At 67.5% G+C, this 12643-nt stretch carries 12 protein-coding genes; 10 read left to right on the plus strand and 2 right to left on the minus strand.

Features of this window, described 5'->3' with window-relative positions; all coding sequences use genetic code 11:
* Window positions 1-131: 131 nt before the first annotated feature.
* Entirely contained in the window at window positions 132-689 is a 558-nt protein-coding gene (locus tag ACS5PM_RS17375) for an HNH endonuclease (RefSeq protein ID WP_439389021.1), read from the minus strand.
* A 258-nt stretch (window positions 690-947) separates the two neighbouring features.
* On the opposite strand from ACS5PM_RS17375, the gene ACS5PM_RS17380 reads away from it, so the two are divergent.
* From ACS5PM_RS17380 to ACS5PM_RS17425, 10 genes are all read left to right on the plus strand, one after another.
* Window positions 948-1634: a TetR/AcrR family transcriptional regulator gene (locus ACS5PM_RS17380; RefSeq protein WP_439388917.1), complete on the plus strand. Its 687-nt coding sequence runs from the start codon at window positions 948-950 to the stop codon at window positions 1632-1634.
* Between the two features lie 27 nt (window positions 1635-1661).
* On the plus strand, window positions 1662-3458 hold the full coding sequence (locus ACS5PM_RS17385; protein WP_439388918.1) for an acyl-CoA dehydrogenase C-terminal domain-containing protein: 1797 nt from the start codon (window positions 1662-1664) through the stop codon (window positions 3456-3458).
* Window positions 3459-3499: 41 nt separating this feature from the next.
* Complete coding sequence (locus ACS5PM_RS17390) at window positions 3500-3922, plus strand: DUF2147 domain-containing protein (protein WP_439389022.1); 423 nt, start codon at window positions 3500-3502, stop codon at window positions 3920-3922.
* Entirely contained in the window at window positions 3922-4785 is an 864-nt protein-coding gene (locus tag ACS5PM_RS17395) for an alpha/beta hydrolase family protein (protein ID WP_439388919.1), read from the plus strand. The genes ACS5PM_RS17390 and ACS5PM_RS17395 overlap by 1 nt, the downstream gene beginning before the upstream one ends.
* Before the next feature lie 22 nt (window positions 4786-4807).
* The gene (locus tag ACS5PM_RS17400) at window positions 4808-7189 is read left to right on the plus strand and encodes a 3-hydroxyacyl-CoA dehydrogenase/enoyl-CoA hydratase family protein (protein WP_439388920.1); all 2382 of its coding nucleotides are present in this window, start codon (window positions 4808-4810) and stop codon (window positions 7187-7189) included.
* 14 nt (window positions 7190-7203) lie between these two features.
* The gene (locus tag ACS5PM_RS17405) at window positions 7204-8403 is read left to right on the plus strand and encodes an acetyl-CoA C-acyltransferase (protein WP_439388921.1); all 1200 of its coding nucleotides are present in this window, start codon (window positions 7204-7206) and stop codon (window positions 8401-8403) included.
* Entirely contained in the window at window positions 8400-8936 is a 537-nt protein-coding gene (locus tag ACS5PM_RS17410) for a DUF1569 domain-containing protein (RefSeq protein ID WP_439388922.1), read from the plus strand. The genes ACS5PM_RS17405 and ACS5PM_RS17410 overlap by 4 nt, the downstream gene beginning before the upstream one ends.
* Before the next feature lie 524 nt (window positions 8937-9460).
* The gene (locus ACS5PM_RS17415) at window positions 9461-10429 is read left to right on the plus strand and encodes a hypothetical protein (protein ID WP_439388923.1); all 969 of its coding nucleotides are present in this window, start codon (window positions 9461-9463) and stop codon (window positions 10427-10429) included.
* 20 nt (window positions 10430-10449) lie between these two features.
* On the plus strand, window positions 10450-10935 hold the full coding sequence (locus ACS5PM_RS17420; protein ID WP_439388924.1) for a nuclear transport factor 2 family protein: 486 nt from the start codon (window positions 10450-10452) through the stop codon (window positions 10933-10935).
* A gap of 150 nt (window positions 10936-11085) precedes the next feature.
* Entirely contained in the window at window positions 11086-11850 is a 765-nt protein-coding gene (locus tag ACS5PM_RS17425) for an enoyl-CoA hydratase (protein ID WP_439388925.1), read from the plus strand.
* 318 nt (window positions 11851-12168) lie between these two features.
* Here ACS5PM_RS17425 and ACS5PM_RS17430 read toward each other — a convergent pair whose 3' ends face one another.
* On the minus strand, window positions 12169-12600 hold the full coding sequence (locus ACS5PM_RS17430; protein ID WP_439388926.1) for an acyl-CoA thioesterase: 432 nt from the start codon (window positions 12598-12600) through the stop codon (window positions 12169-12171).
* Between the last annotated feature and the right edge of the window lie 43 nt (window positions 12601-12643).

Raw genomic sequence — 12643 nt, forward strand, 5'->3', positions numbered from 1 at the left:
ATCCCAGGCCAACGGGCTGCCCGCGAGCGGCGTTGACAGAGGTTGCCTGTCGATTGTGGAACCCGGCCGCGACGGCGGTACGCCCGGTGTGTAAAGAAGCGTGGGGCCGGCCGAGCCCGCTCAGGAGAGCCTCAGTCGTGCAGCCGGCTGTTGCGGGGCACGCTGGCGAGCAGGAAATCCATCTGGTCGACCAGGATGCGGCGGCCCCGCAGGATCATGTCCTCATGCAGGCTGGGCACGTAGGGCAGGTAGATGAGGCTCATGTGGGCCTCTTCCGGCAGCCGGCTGCCCTTGCGGCCATTGCAGGAGCGGCAGGCCGTGATGCAGTTCATCCAGGTGTCCTGGCCGCCGCGCGAGACGGGCACGATGTGCTCTCGCGTCAGGTCGTCGAAGGCATAGCGGTGGCCGCAGTAGGCGCAGATCCCGCGGTCGCGCACGAACAGCTTCGGATTCGTCAGAGCCGGCGCCAGGCGCCAGGCGCGCGCGGGGACCGCGCCGCGCACCGCGATGATCGGATGCACCTCGATGCGCGATTGCACGCCGGTGGCGCGTTGCACGCCGCCGCGCAGCACGTGGCAGGTGTCGCCGAGCGTCCAGGCGATGCTGTCGCTGGCATAGAGCACGGCCGCTTCGCGGACGGTCATCCATGCCTGCGGGCGGCCGGACACGTCGAGCTGCAACACCTCCATGATTCGGGGCACCTCAGTTCTGAGAACCTGAAAAGGTTCAACTCGCAGCATAGCGCCTTGGCATGACAGGCCTCAACACCAAGGCCTTGACGATCGGGCTTGCACAAGAGCGAAGGAAGGGTGCGGGTTAACCCTTGCTTCGAGGCTGTTCGCTCGGGCTCTAGGCCGTCGACCCTAAAAAAGTCTCGGCCGCCGGCGCCCAGCAGCGAGGGATTTCTGCAAAATAGCACGACCGTTCGTTCGCTTCATGGCTTGGCCATGTCACTGCCCTTGGACAACCGCCGCTCGAGTTCCAGCGCCCGCTCGCTCCAGAAGGGCCAGGCCACGCGCGCTGCCATCCTCGATGCCGCACTGGCCCTCGCGTCGAACATGGGCCTCGAAGGCCTGTCGATAGGGGCGCTCGCCGAAGTGACCGGCATGAGCAAGTCGGGCGTGTTCGCCCACTTCGGCTCGCGCGAGGAGCTGCAGATCTCCGTCATTCGCGAGTACCACGCCAAGTTCGAGGAAGAGGTGTTCTTCCCGGCGATCCGAGAGGAACGCGGCCTGCCGCGCCTGATGGCGCTGTTCGAGAACTGGATCAAGCGGGTGTCGGTCGAGATCGACTCCGGCTGCATCTACATCAGCGGCGCCGTCGAGTTCGACGATCGACCCGGGCCGGTGCGCGACGCGCTGGCCGACATGGTCCGTTCGTGGCAGTCGGCCCTCAAGCGTGCGATCGAACTCGCGGTCGAGGTGGGCGATCTGCAGCCCGACACCGATGCCGCACAGCTGCTGTTCGAAGTGCATGGCCTGATCCTCGCGCTGCACCATGACGCGCGATTCCTGCGCAGCCCCGGCGCCGTCGAACGTGCGCGCGCGGGTTTTGCCCGCACCGTTTCCCACTACGCAGCGGCGGGCGCCTTCGAGCGCGCGAAGCTGCCCGCTGCCGCCCCCGCGCGGCGATAACTCGTCACAAGCCCCAAGGAGCTCTCGATGGCCCAGTACACCCCGCCCCTGCGCGACATGCAGTTCGTGCTGCATGAAGTGCTCGACGTGACCAGCGAGTTCAAGCAGATCCCGAGCTTCGCCGAGGTCGACGCCGACACCATCAACGCGGTGCTGGAAGAGGGCGGCAAGTTCGCGTCCGAGGTGCTGTTCCCCCTGAACCTCAGCGGCGATGCCGAAGGCTGCTCGCTGGACAAGACCACGCACGAGGTCACCACGCCCAAGGGCTTCAAGGAGGCCTATGCCAAGTATGTCGAGGGCGGCTGGGCGGCGCTGAGCTGCGACCCCGAGTTCGGCGGCCAGGGCCTGCCCTACACGGTGAACCAGTGCTTCTACGAGATGCTCAACAGCGCCAACCAGGCCTGGACGATGTACCCCGGCCTGTCGCACGGCGCCTATGAAGCTCTGCACGCCCACGGCACGCCGGAACAGAAGGCCACTTACCTGAGCAAGCTGACCAGCGGCGCGTGGACCGGCACGATGTGCCTGACCGAGCCGCACTGCGGCACCGACCTCGGCATGCTGCGCAGCAAGGCCGAGCCGCAGGCCGACGGCAGCTACAAGATCACCGGCCAGAAGATCTTCATCTCGGCCGGCGAGCACGACATGGCCGAGAACATCGTCCACCTGGTACTGGCCCGCCTGCCCGGGGCGCCGCAGGGCTCCAAGGGGATCTCGCTGTTCGTCGTGCCCAAGTTCCTGCCCAATGCCGATGGCACGCCCGGCGCGCGCAACGGCGTGCATTGCAACGCCATCGAGCACAAGATGGGCATCCACGGCAATGCCACCTGCCAGCTCATCCTCGAGGATGCCGTCGGCTCGCTGGTCGGCGAGCCGAACAAGGGCTTGATGGCCATGTTCGTGATGATGAACGCCGCCCGCCTGGGCGTGGGCAACCAGTCGCTGGGCCTGACCGAGGTGGCCTACCAGAACGCCGTCGCCTACGCCAAGGACCGCCTCCAGATGCGCTCGCTGTCCGGCCCCAAGGCGCCGGACAAGCCGGCCGATCCGATCATCGTGCATCCCGACGTGCGCAAGATGCTGCTGACCGCCCGCGCGTATGCCGAGGGGGGCCGCGCCCTCGCCATCCACACCGTGGTGCAGCTGGACAAGGCGCTGGCCCATCCCGATGAGGACGTGCGCAAGGAGTGCGACGACGAGGTCGCGCTGCTGACGCCCATCATCAAGGCCTTCATCACCGACAACGGCTGGATCGCGACCTCGCACTGCATGCAGGTCTTCGGCGGCCACGGCTACATCCACGAGTCGGGGATGGAGCAGTACGTGCGCGACGCCCGCATCAACATGATCTACGAGGGCACGAACACCGTGCAGTCGCTGGACCTGCTGGGCCGCAAGATCCTGTCGGACAACGGCAAGAAGCTCAAGGCCTTCGGCAAGAAAATAGCCGCCTTCGTCGAGGACGAGGGCGTGCGCGAGGACATGCAGGAGTTCGTCAACCCGCTGGGCGACATCGGCGACAAGGTCACCAAGCTGACCACCGAGATCGGCATGAAGGCCTTCCAGAACCAGGACGAGGTGGGCGCCGCGGCGGTGGACTACCTGCGCGTGGTGGGGCACATGCTCTTCGCCTACCTTTTCGCCCGCATGGCGAAGGTGGCACTGGACGCGCAGAAGGCCGGCAACACCGATCCGTTCTACACCGCCAAGCTCATCACGGCACGCTTCTACTTCGCCAAGCTGCTGCCCGAGACGGCCGGCCTGATCCGCAGCTGCCGCGCAGGCCTGCAGCCGCTGATGGCGATGGACGAAGCCCTTTTCTGATCCCTTTCGAGGAGACGAACTTGACGATCCGCCAACTCTGCATGGGTCTCGCCCTGGCCACGGCTGCTGCCGGCGCCTGGGCCGATACCGCGACCCCTGTCGGCCTGTGGAAGACCATAGACGACGATGGCAAGACCGAGAAGTCGCTGGTGCGCATCACCGACAACGGCGGCGTGCTGACCGGCAGGATCGAGAAAGTCTTCGACCCCAAGCGACAGACCGCGAAGTGCGACAAGTGCAGCGACGATCGCAAGGATCAGCCCATCGTCGGCCTGACGATCATCCGCAACCTCAAGCAGGACGCCGACGACAAGGAGATCTGGACCGGCGGCGACGTGCTCGACCCGGACAACGGCAAGGTCTATCGCACGCGGCTCAAGCCGATCGATGGCGGTGCGAAGCTTCAGCTGCGCGGCTACATCGGCCCGTTCTACCGCTCGCAGACCTGGATCCGGGTGGAGTGATGGGCGAGGTCGTCGCCCAGGCCTGGCAACGCGCCCACTCCGGGCGCGACGGTGCGCGCTGGTTCTGGCATCGGCAGCTGAAGAAGCCCTTCTTCGGCCGCTTCATGGGCCAGGGCTGGCGCTGGCCGGCGGATGTCAGCCAGCAGGGCTGGCAGCGCGTGACCATCGAAAGCGGCAGCCACGCCACGCTTCAAGGACTGCTGCGATCACCTGAGGAAGACCGGGCGCGCGGCGTGGTCGTCTGTGCCCATCCGATGGGTCTCGCGGCCAAGGGCTTCTGGCTGCGCCATGGCCACGCCGAGATGCTCCTGGCCGAGGGCTTCCACGTCCTGGCCTTCGACTTCAACGGCTTCGGCGAAAGCCCTTCGACCAACTTCGACTGGCCGGCCGACCTGATGGCCGCGGGCCGGTGGGCGCGAGATCGCTTCGAAGGCCTGCCGGTGCACCTGCTCGGCGCGTCCTTCGGGGCGATGATCGCGCTCGATGCGCTGGGCGCACCGGACAATCCCTTCGAGCGCGTGGTGGCGGAGGGCTGCGCGCCCACGCTGCCGATGTTCTGGAAGCAGTTCCCCGTGGCGCATGCGGTGCTGCAGATGGGCCGGCTCATTGCGCCTTCGGTCGAAAAGAAGCTGCGGCCTGAACTCGGCATGGCCCGCCTGCCGGCCGGCGTGCGCGTCCTGCTGATTCACAGCCACGGCGACCCGTGGACACCGGTGGCGCATGGCGACCGCCTGGCCGCCGCCGCGCCTGCGGGCCGCCACATCGAACGAACGGTGCTGCAACGCGCCGAACACACCCATGGCCTGCGCGACGAGCGCGAGCGCTATTGGCCTGCGGTCCGGGACTTCCTGGCCGCTGAATGATCACGATTCCAAAGGAGAACCCATGAGTCGATTCCAGGTTCGTAAGGTCGCCGTCTTGGGCGCCGGCGTGATGGGGGCGCAGATCGCGGCCCATCTGGTCAACGTGAAGGTCCCGGTCGTCCTGTTCGACCTGCCGGCGAAAGAGGGCCCCAAGAGCGGCATCGCGCTCAAGGCCATCGACAACCTGAAGAAGCTCAAGCCCGCCCCTCTCGGTGTGTCGGAGGACGCCGCGCGCATCCAGCCGGCGAACTACGAGGAGCATCTGGAGCTGCTCAAGGACTGCGACCTGGTGATCGAGGCCATCGCCGAGCGCATGGACTGGAAGCTGGATCTCTACCAGAAGATCGCGCCGTTCCTGGCGCCGCACGCCATCGTCGCCTCCAACACCTCGGGCCTTTCGATCACCAAGCTGGCCGAAGCGCTGCCCGAGAGCATCAAGCCGCGCTTTTGCGGCATCCACTTCTTCAACCCGCCGCGGTACATGTACCTCGTCGAGTTGATCCCCACCCCGACCACCGGGCCGGCCGTGCTGGACCAGCTCGAGACCTTCGTGACGAGCACGGTCGGCAAGGGCGTGGTGCGGGCCAAGGACACGCCCAACTTCGTCGCCAACCGCGTGGGCATCGCCGGCATGCTGGCCACCATCCACGAAGCCGGGAAGTTCGGCCTGTCGTATGACGTGGTGGATGACCTGACCGGCAAGAAGATGGGCCGGGCCAGTTCCGGCACCTTCCGCACCGCCGACGTGGTGGGCCTGGACACCATGGCCCACGTCATCAAGACGCTGCAGGACAACCTGAAGGACGATCCCTTCTTCCCAAGCTACGCCACGCCGCCCGTGCTCGCCAAGCTGATCGAGCAGGGAGCCCTGGGCCAGAAGGCCGGCGCCGGCTTCTACAAGAAGGTCGGCAAGGACATCCTGCGCCTGGACCCGGCCAAGGCGGATTACGTGCCGGCCGGCGGCAAGGCCGACCCGATCGTCGAGCGCATCCTCAAGAAGCCCGCGGCCGAGCGCCTGAAGCTGCTGCGCGAGTCGACCAACCCGCAGGCCCAGTTCCTGTGGGCCATCCTGCGCGACTCCTTCCACTACGTCGCCGTGCACCTGGCCGAGATCGCCGATTCGGCGCGCGAAGTGGACTTCGCCATGCGCTGGGGCTTCGGCATGAAGCAGGGCCCGTTCGAGCTGTGGCAGGAGGCCGGCTGGCAGCAGGTGGCCAACTGGGTGAAGGAAGACATCGAGGCCGGCAAGGCGCTGACGAATGCGCCGCTGCCGGCGTGGGTGTTCGACGGCCGCACCGGTGTCCACACCCCCGAAGGCTCGTGGTCCGCCGCGCAGGGCCAGTACATCCCGCGCTCGAACCTGCCCGTCTACGCTCGCCAGCACTTCCCGGAAAGCCTGGTGGGTGCCGGCGCGGCCGACCCGCTCAAGGCCGGCACGGAGGTCTTCCGCAACGACGACATCCGCGTCTGGACGCTGGACGGCGAGGTGCTGATCGCCAGCATCACCTGCAAGCTGCACCTCATCAGCCCGGCGGTGACCGAGGGCCTGCTCAAGGCCGTGGAACTGGCCGAAGAGAAGTACCAGGGCCTGGTGATCTGGTCGCCGGACGACGTGTTCTCCGCCGGCGCCAACCTCGAGGCGCTGATGCCCGTCTTCATGAAGAGCGGCAGCAAGGGCATCGCCCCTGAGGTGAAAAAGCTGCAGGACTCGCTGCTGCGCGTGCGCTATGCCAGCGTGCCGGTGGTCGCAGCGATGCGCGGCATCGCGCTGGGCGGTGGCTGCGAGATCGCGGTGGCCTGCGCGAAGCGCGTCGCGGCGATGGAAACCTACGTCGGCCTGGTCGAGGTGGGCGTGGGCCTGCTGCCGGGTGGCGGTGGCCTGACCTACATCGCGCGCCGTGCGGCCGAGAACGCGCAGACCGGCCCGGGCTCGGACCTGCTGAACTTCCTGAAGGAAGGCTTCCAGGCCGCGGCCACGGCCAAGGTGGGCACCAGCGCGCTCGAGTCGCGCAAGCTGGGCTACCTGCTGGAAAGCGACGTCATCGTTCCGAACAAGGACGAGCTGCTGCACGTCGCGATCAGCCAGGCCAAGGCTATGGCCGACGCCGGCTACCGCGCCCCGGCCCGGTCGATGATCCCGGTCGCCGGCCGCATGGGCATCGCGACCATCAAGGCCAGCCTCGTCGGCATGCGCGACGGCGGGTTCATCAGCCCGCACGACTTCCACATCGCCAGCCTGATCGCCGACGTGGTCTGCGGCGGCGAGGTCGAGGCCGGCTCGCTGGTGACCGAGGAGTACCTGATGACGCTAGAGCGCAAGCACTTCTGCAGCCTGCTCGACCACCCCAAGACCCAGGAACGGATCATGGGCATGCTGCAGACCGGCAAGCCGGTGCGTAACTGAGCGAGGAAAAGATCATGACGAAGCAAGTTCAAGACGCCTACATCGTCGCCGCCAGCCGCACCCCGATCGGCAAGTCCGGCCGCGGCTACTTCAGGAACACCCGCTCGGACGACCTGCTGGTGCGCGCCGTGCAAGCCGCGCTGGCCCAGGTCCCCACGCTGGACCCGAAGGCCATCGAGGACGCCATCATCGGCTGCGCGATGCCCGAGGGCGAGCAGGGTGCCAACATGGCCCGCATCGCGATGCTGCTGGCCGGGCTTCCGAACAGCGTGGGCGGCATCACCGTCAACCGCTTCTGCGCCTCCGGCCTGTCGGCCGTGCAGATGGCGGCTGATCGCATCCGCGTAGGCGAGGCCGACGTGATGATCGCCGGCGGCGCCGAGAGCATGAGCATGATCCCCATGACCGGGGTCAAGCCTTCGTTCAACCCCAACGTGTTCCTCAAGGACGAGAACGTCGGCATCGCCTACGGCATGGGCCTGACGGCCGAGAAGGTCGCCCAGCAATGGAAGGTCAGCCGTGAAGACCAGGACGCCTTCGCCCTGGCCTCGCACCAGAAGGCGTTGAAGGCGCAACAGGCCGGCGAGTTCACCGACGAGATCTGTCCGGTCGACGTGGTGGAGCGATTCCCCGACCTGGCCACGGGCGAGGTCTCGATCAAGACGCGCACGGTGAGCCTGGACGAAGGCCCGCGCGTCGACACCTCGCTCGAAGGCCTGGGCAAGCTCAAGCCGGTGTTCGCCGCCAAGGGCAGCGTCACCGCGGGCAACAGCTCGCAGACGAGCGATGGCGCCGGCGCGCTGATCCTGGCCAGCGAGAAGGCCGTCAAGCAGTTCGACCTGAAGCCGCTGGCCCGCTTCGTCAGCTTCGCCAGCCGGGGCGTCCCGCCGGAGATCATGGGCATCGGCCCGATCGAGGCGATCCCCGTCGCGCTGAAGGCCGCCGGCCTGTCGCTGGCCGACATGGGCTGGATCGAGCTGAACGAAGCCTTCGCCGCGCAGGCGCTGGCGGTGATCCGCACGGTCGGGCTGAACCCGGAGGTGGTCAACCCGATGGGCGGCGCGATCGCGCTGGGCCACCCGCTGGGCGCCACCGGTGCCATCCGCGCCTCGACGGTCGTGCACGCGCTGCGTCGCCACAAGCTGAAGTACGGCATGGTGACGATGTGCGTGGGCACGGGCCAAGGTGCCGCGGGCATCTTCGAGGCGGTGTGAACGTGGTGACTCGCCGGCACGTGCTGGTCGCCGCCGGTGTGGTCACGGCTGCCGCGGCGGCGGGTACCGTGGCCTGGATCTGGAGTGGTTCGATGCGATTCAAGACGCTTGACGAGGCCCGCGCTGCGATCGCCGCGCTGGCAGGCCAGCCACCGCGCATGACGGGCGCCTGGAGTCTGGCGCAGGTGCTGAACCACGCCGCGCAGAGCGTCGAATACTCGCTCGACGGCTTTCCGCAGCCCAAGCCGGCGTGGTTTCGCGCCACCGTCGGGCCGCTGGCCTTCAAGGTCTTCGATGCCCGAGGCGCGATGAAGCATCCGCTGGATGCGCCGATTCCCGGCGCGCCAGCGCTCGATGCCCACGCGCCGCTCGATGGCGCGGTGCAGCGCCTGCTTGCCGCCTTCGACCGCTTCGAGCGCCACGCCGGCGCCCTGCAGCCGCACTTCGCCTACGGCGCGCTCGACAAGCCGACGTACGCGCGCGCGCACCTGATGCACCTGGCCGAGCACTGGTCCGAGTTCCAGCCGGCGTGAATTGGCCCCTACGCCGCCTTCGGCGTCGGTCCCCCAAGGGGATCAGTCGTCTAGGGATCGGCCCGTCGACGACTGAGTCGGCCCCTACGCCGCCTTCGGCGTCGGTCCCCCAAGGGGATCAGTCGTCCAGGTGGGCGACCTGCCTGGCGGCGTGTTGGCGCAATGGCGGCGATGGTGCCGACGACGAATTCATGTCACGGCGGAACATCGAATCGCTGCACGGCTTCTACGCGAACGCGCCCAAGGCGATGAAGCACATCGCGCCGCAACAGCGGGGCCTGCCACGCATCGGTCACTTCGGATTCTTCCGTCCACAGCATCAACCCCAGCTGTGGACAGAAATTGATCATTGGCTGTCGCGGTCCCCCTTGTTTGAGGCCCGATGCGGCATTGCCGCCTCATAACGGTCTTTCTAGGATGCAGGCTCTCGTCCCGGGCATCACGACCTGTGTGTCCGGGACCGGGTGCGTTCGGTACCCAGCAACCGCCAGGTGCCGGCTTCCTTGATCTTTTGGAGACTGTTCATGCATTCACGTTCCTCGACCGTGTGGATGGCTTGTGCCCTGATGTTGGGCCTGGCTTCCACCGCGCAAGCCGCCGCGACGCGCGAGAAGGCCTCCCAGGCCTCCGAAGCGGCTCAAGGCGTGCAAATGGTGCCGTCCGGCAAGGGCTACGGCGTGCCGGCTGCCCAGGGCTACCAGCTCCAGGGCAACAACGTGCCGGATGCCAACGGCATCGACTACCACGGTGGCCCCGTGATGAAGGCCAAGGGCGGGCAGAAGATCTACATCCTCTGGTACGGCGACTGGGACAACCAGAGCCCGACTGGCAAGGGGATCATCCGGGACATGATCAACAACATCACCGGGACCCCCTACTACAACATCAACACGACCTACTACCAGGACAACGTCCCGACGAAGAACGTCAAGAACATCGTCAAGCTCAGGGGCGAGGCCTACGACGTGGCCAAGTCGGCGGGCTCGGCACTGTCGGACACGGCGATCCGCACGCTGATCTCCAACGCGATCACCTCGGGCAAGTTCCCGGCCGACAAGAACGGCATCTACTTCCTGCTGACCACCAAGGACGTCAACGCGACCTCGGGCTTCTGCACCGCCTACTGCGGCTGGCACACCCACACGTCGGTCCTGTCCACCGACATCAAGTACTCGTTCGTCGGTGACGCGGCCCGCTGCATCAACTCCTGCGCGGCCCAGAACACCAGCCCGAACGACAACCCGGGCGTGGACGGCATGGCCAGCGTGATCATGCACGAGATGGAAGAGGCCGCGACCGACCCCGACCTGAACGCCTGGTGGCAGACGGCGACCGGCATGGAGAACGCCGACAAGTGCGCCTGGACCTTCGGCACGACGCAGACGGCGCCCAACGGCTCCGACTACAACGTGCAATGGGGCCCGCGCAAGTTCCTGATCCAGCAGAACTGGGTCAACGCCAATGGCGGCAAGTGCTCGATGCAGTACCCCTGACGATGGGGCGATGTGAGCGCATGGCGCTGGCGGTGGCCGGCGCCGTACTCCTGATCGGGACGGCCTCGGCTGCCGAGCCGGCGAGTCCGCCGCCCCGGCAGCGGGTCGTGACCATGACGCGCTTCGTCAAGGTCTTCAACGATCTGGAGTACGACCTCATGGATGCGCTGCGCGGCGGCAACAAGGAGGCGGTGGATCGCCTCCTGGCCGCCGAGTTCGAGCAGCGCAACGCCGCACGGCCCGGCGAGCCGGTGCCGCGGGAGGAGTGGCTCAAGTCGGGCGACCTGCCGATTGCAGCCGACTCCGAGATCTGGGAGCTGGCGGTGCACGACCGCGGCGACCTGGCCATCGCGAGCTTCCGCCTCAAGGGCAAGGAGCGCGAGTGGTTCCTGGTGGACGTCTGGCGGCGCAAGTCCGCCAACGCGTACGAGCTGGTGACGCGCTATGCGTCGCCCATCGCGGCCGCAGCCACTGCCGCGCCGGCCAAGCCGGATCCGAAGCGCTGAACCTCAGCGGCTGTCAGCCTCTCCTCCTTTGGAGAGCCCTCTCCATGGCCCCGTGTCGGGGCCGCGGATGGCGCTGTCAGAATCGACGGCACCGCCCGCGGCCCGTTTCACTGGCCTGTGCCGGGCCGGCGGCCACCCCAAGGAGACGCCATGTCCATCAAGACAGCCACGCTCAACGGCGTGGCGACGATAGAAATCGCCCGCCCCGAAAAGAAGAACGCTCTGACGCAGGCGATGTACCAGGCGATGGCCGATGCCATCCACGCGGCTCAGGCCGACGGCGCGGTGCGCGCCCTCCTGCTGACCGGCCAGCCGGGCATCTTCACCTCGGGCAACGACATCGAGGATTTCATGCAGCGCCCGCCGCAGAGCGAGGAATCGGCGGTGTTCCAGTTCATGAAGACGCTGCTGGGCTGCGACAAGCCCGTCATCGCCGCCGTCACGGGCGCGGCGATCGGCATCGGCACCACGATGCTGCTGCATTGCGACTTCGTCTACGTGAGCGACGAGGCGCGGCTCGCGATGCCCTTCGTCGGCCTGGGCCTGGTCCCTGAATTCGCCTCCAGCCTGCTGGTGCCCGAGCTGATGGGCGCGCGCCGCGCCGCCGAGAAGCTGCTGCTGGGCGATCCCTTCACGCCCGAGCAGGCGGTGGAGTGCGGCATCGCCAATGCCGTGCTGCCCGCGGGCGAGGTGGTCAACCATGCGCGCCGCATCGCCGAGCGCTTCAACACCCTGCCACCGGGCGCCGTGCGAGACAGCAAGCGCCTGATGCACGGGCCGCGCCGCGAGCGCGTGCTGCAGGTCATTTCCGAGGAAGCCCAGCTCTTCGGCCAGCGCCTCCGCAGCCCGGAGGCAATGGAGGCCTTCCAGGCCTTCTTCCAGAAGCGGCAGCCCGACTTTTCAAGATTCTCTTGATCCGCCGGCATCGGGACGCGGCTGCCGAGCCGCGGTGACGCACTGCAAATCAAGTCGCTTGCGCGGATCCGGCCTTGCCGGTCCGCTGCGCACCTCTGGCCAGCTCTGCGTCGCTTTCCGAGCGCGCGCAGCGCCGCTCGCATCCAGGGCGTGCGCGGATCCGGCTTTGCCGGTCCGCTGCGCACCTCTGGCCAGCTCTGCGTCGCTTTCCGAGCGCGCGCAGCGCCGCTCGCATCCAGGGCGTGCGCGGATCCGGCTTTGCCGGTCCGCTGCGCGAGCCCCCATGGGGGGCAGCCCCCGGCAGGGGGCGTGGGGGCCTTATTTCGGAATCTTGCGGGGCTGGCCCTGGTCGTCGATGGCGACGTACGTCAGCTTCGCCTCGGTCACCTTGACCACGTACAGGTCCTGCGGGTTGCGCTCGGCGTAGACCTCGACGTGCACGGTCACCGAGGTGTTGCCGACGCGAACGACGCTGGCGTAGAAGCTCAGCAGGTCGCCCACCGACACCGGCTGCTTGAAGACGAACTCGTTGACCGCCACGGTGGCGATGCGGCCCTTGGCGATCCGGGCCGGCATCACCGCGCCGGCCAGGTCCACCTGGGCCATGATCCAGCCGCCGAAGATGTCGCCATTGCCATTGGCGTCCGCCGGCATGGGCATCACGCGCAACACCAGGTCCTTGTCATCGGGCAAACGCTGGGCGAGGGCGTCGGGCACACTGGGAGTCGCGGTGGCAGAGGGGTCGGTCATGTCCGGTCCTGAAACATTGCAGCAGTCAACCGATCGATTCTCC

Origin of the sequence: Ideonella flava, from assembly GCF_051857595.1 — a bacterium.
In the GTDB taxonomy this organism is placed as follows: Bacteria; Pseudomonadota; Gammaproteobacteria; order Burkholderiales; family Burkholderiaceae_C; genus Ideonella.

Bases quoted from the DNA above. Each gene is read 5' to 3' on its own strand.
- ACS5PM_RS17390 (WP_439389022.1), top strand. From the start codon at position 3,500: ATGGGTCTCGCCCTGGCCACGGCTGCTGCCGGCGCCTGGGCCGATACC.
- ACS5PM_RS17425 (WP_439388925.1), top strand. From the start codon at position 11,086: ATGTCCATCAAGACAGCCACGCTCAACGGCGTGGCGACGATAGAAATC.
- ACS5PM_RS17400 (WP_439388920.1), top strand. From the start codon at position 4,808: ATGAGTCGATTCCAGGTTCGTAAGGTCGCCGTCTTGGGCGCCGGCGTG.
- ACS5PM_RS17375 (WP_439389021.1), bottom strand. From the start codon at position 689: ATGGAGGTGTTGCAGCTCGACGTGTCCGGCCGCCCGCAGGCATGGATG.
- ACS5PM_RS17415 (WP_439388923.1), top strand. From the start codon at position 9,461: ATGCATTCACGTTCCTCGACCGTGTGGATGGCTTGTGCCCTGATGTTG.
- ACS5PM_RS17405 (WP_439388921.1), top strand. From the start codon at position 7,204: ATGACGAAGCAAGTTCAAGACGCCTACATCGTCGCCGCCAGCCGCACC.
- ACS5PM_RS17420 (WP_439388924.1), top strand. From the start codon at position 10,450: ATGGCGCTGGCGGTGGCCGGCGCCGTACTCCTGATCGGGACGGCCTCG.
- ACS5PM_RS17430 (WP_439388926.1), bottom strand. From the start codon at position 12,600: ATGACCGACCCCTCTGCCACCGCGACTCCCAGTGTGCCCGACGCCCTC.
- ACS5PM_RS17380 (WP_439388917.1), top strand. From the start codon at position 948: ATGTCACTGCCCTTGGACAACCGCCGCTCGAGTTCCAGCGCCCGCTCG.
- ACS5PM_RS17385 (WP_439388918.1), top strand. From the start codon at position 1,662: ATGGCCCAGTACACCCCGCCCCTGCGCGACATGCAGTTCGTGCTGCAT.
- ACS5PM_RS17395 (WP_439388919.1), top strand. From the start codon at position 3,922: ATGGGCGAGGTCGTCGCCCAGGCCTGGCAACGCGCCCACTCCGGGCGC.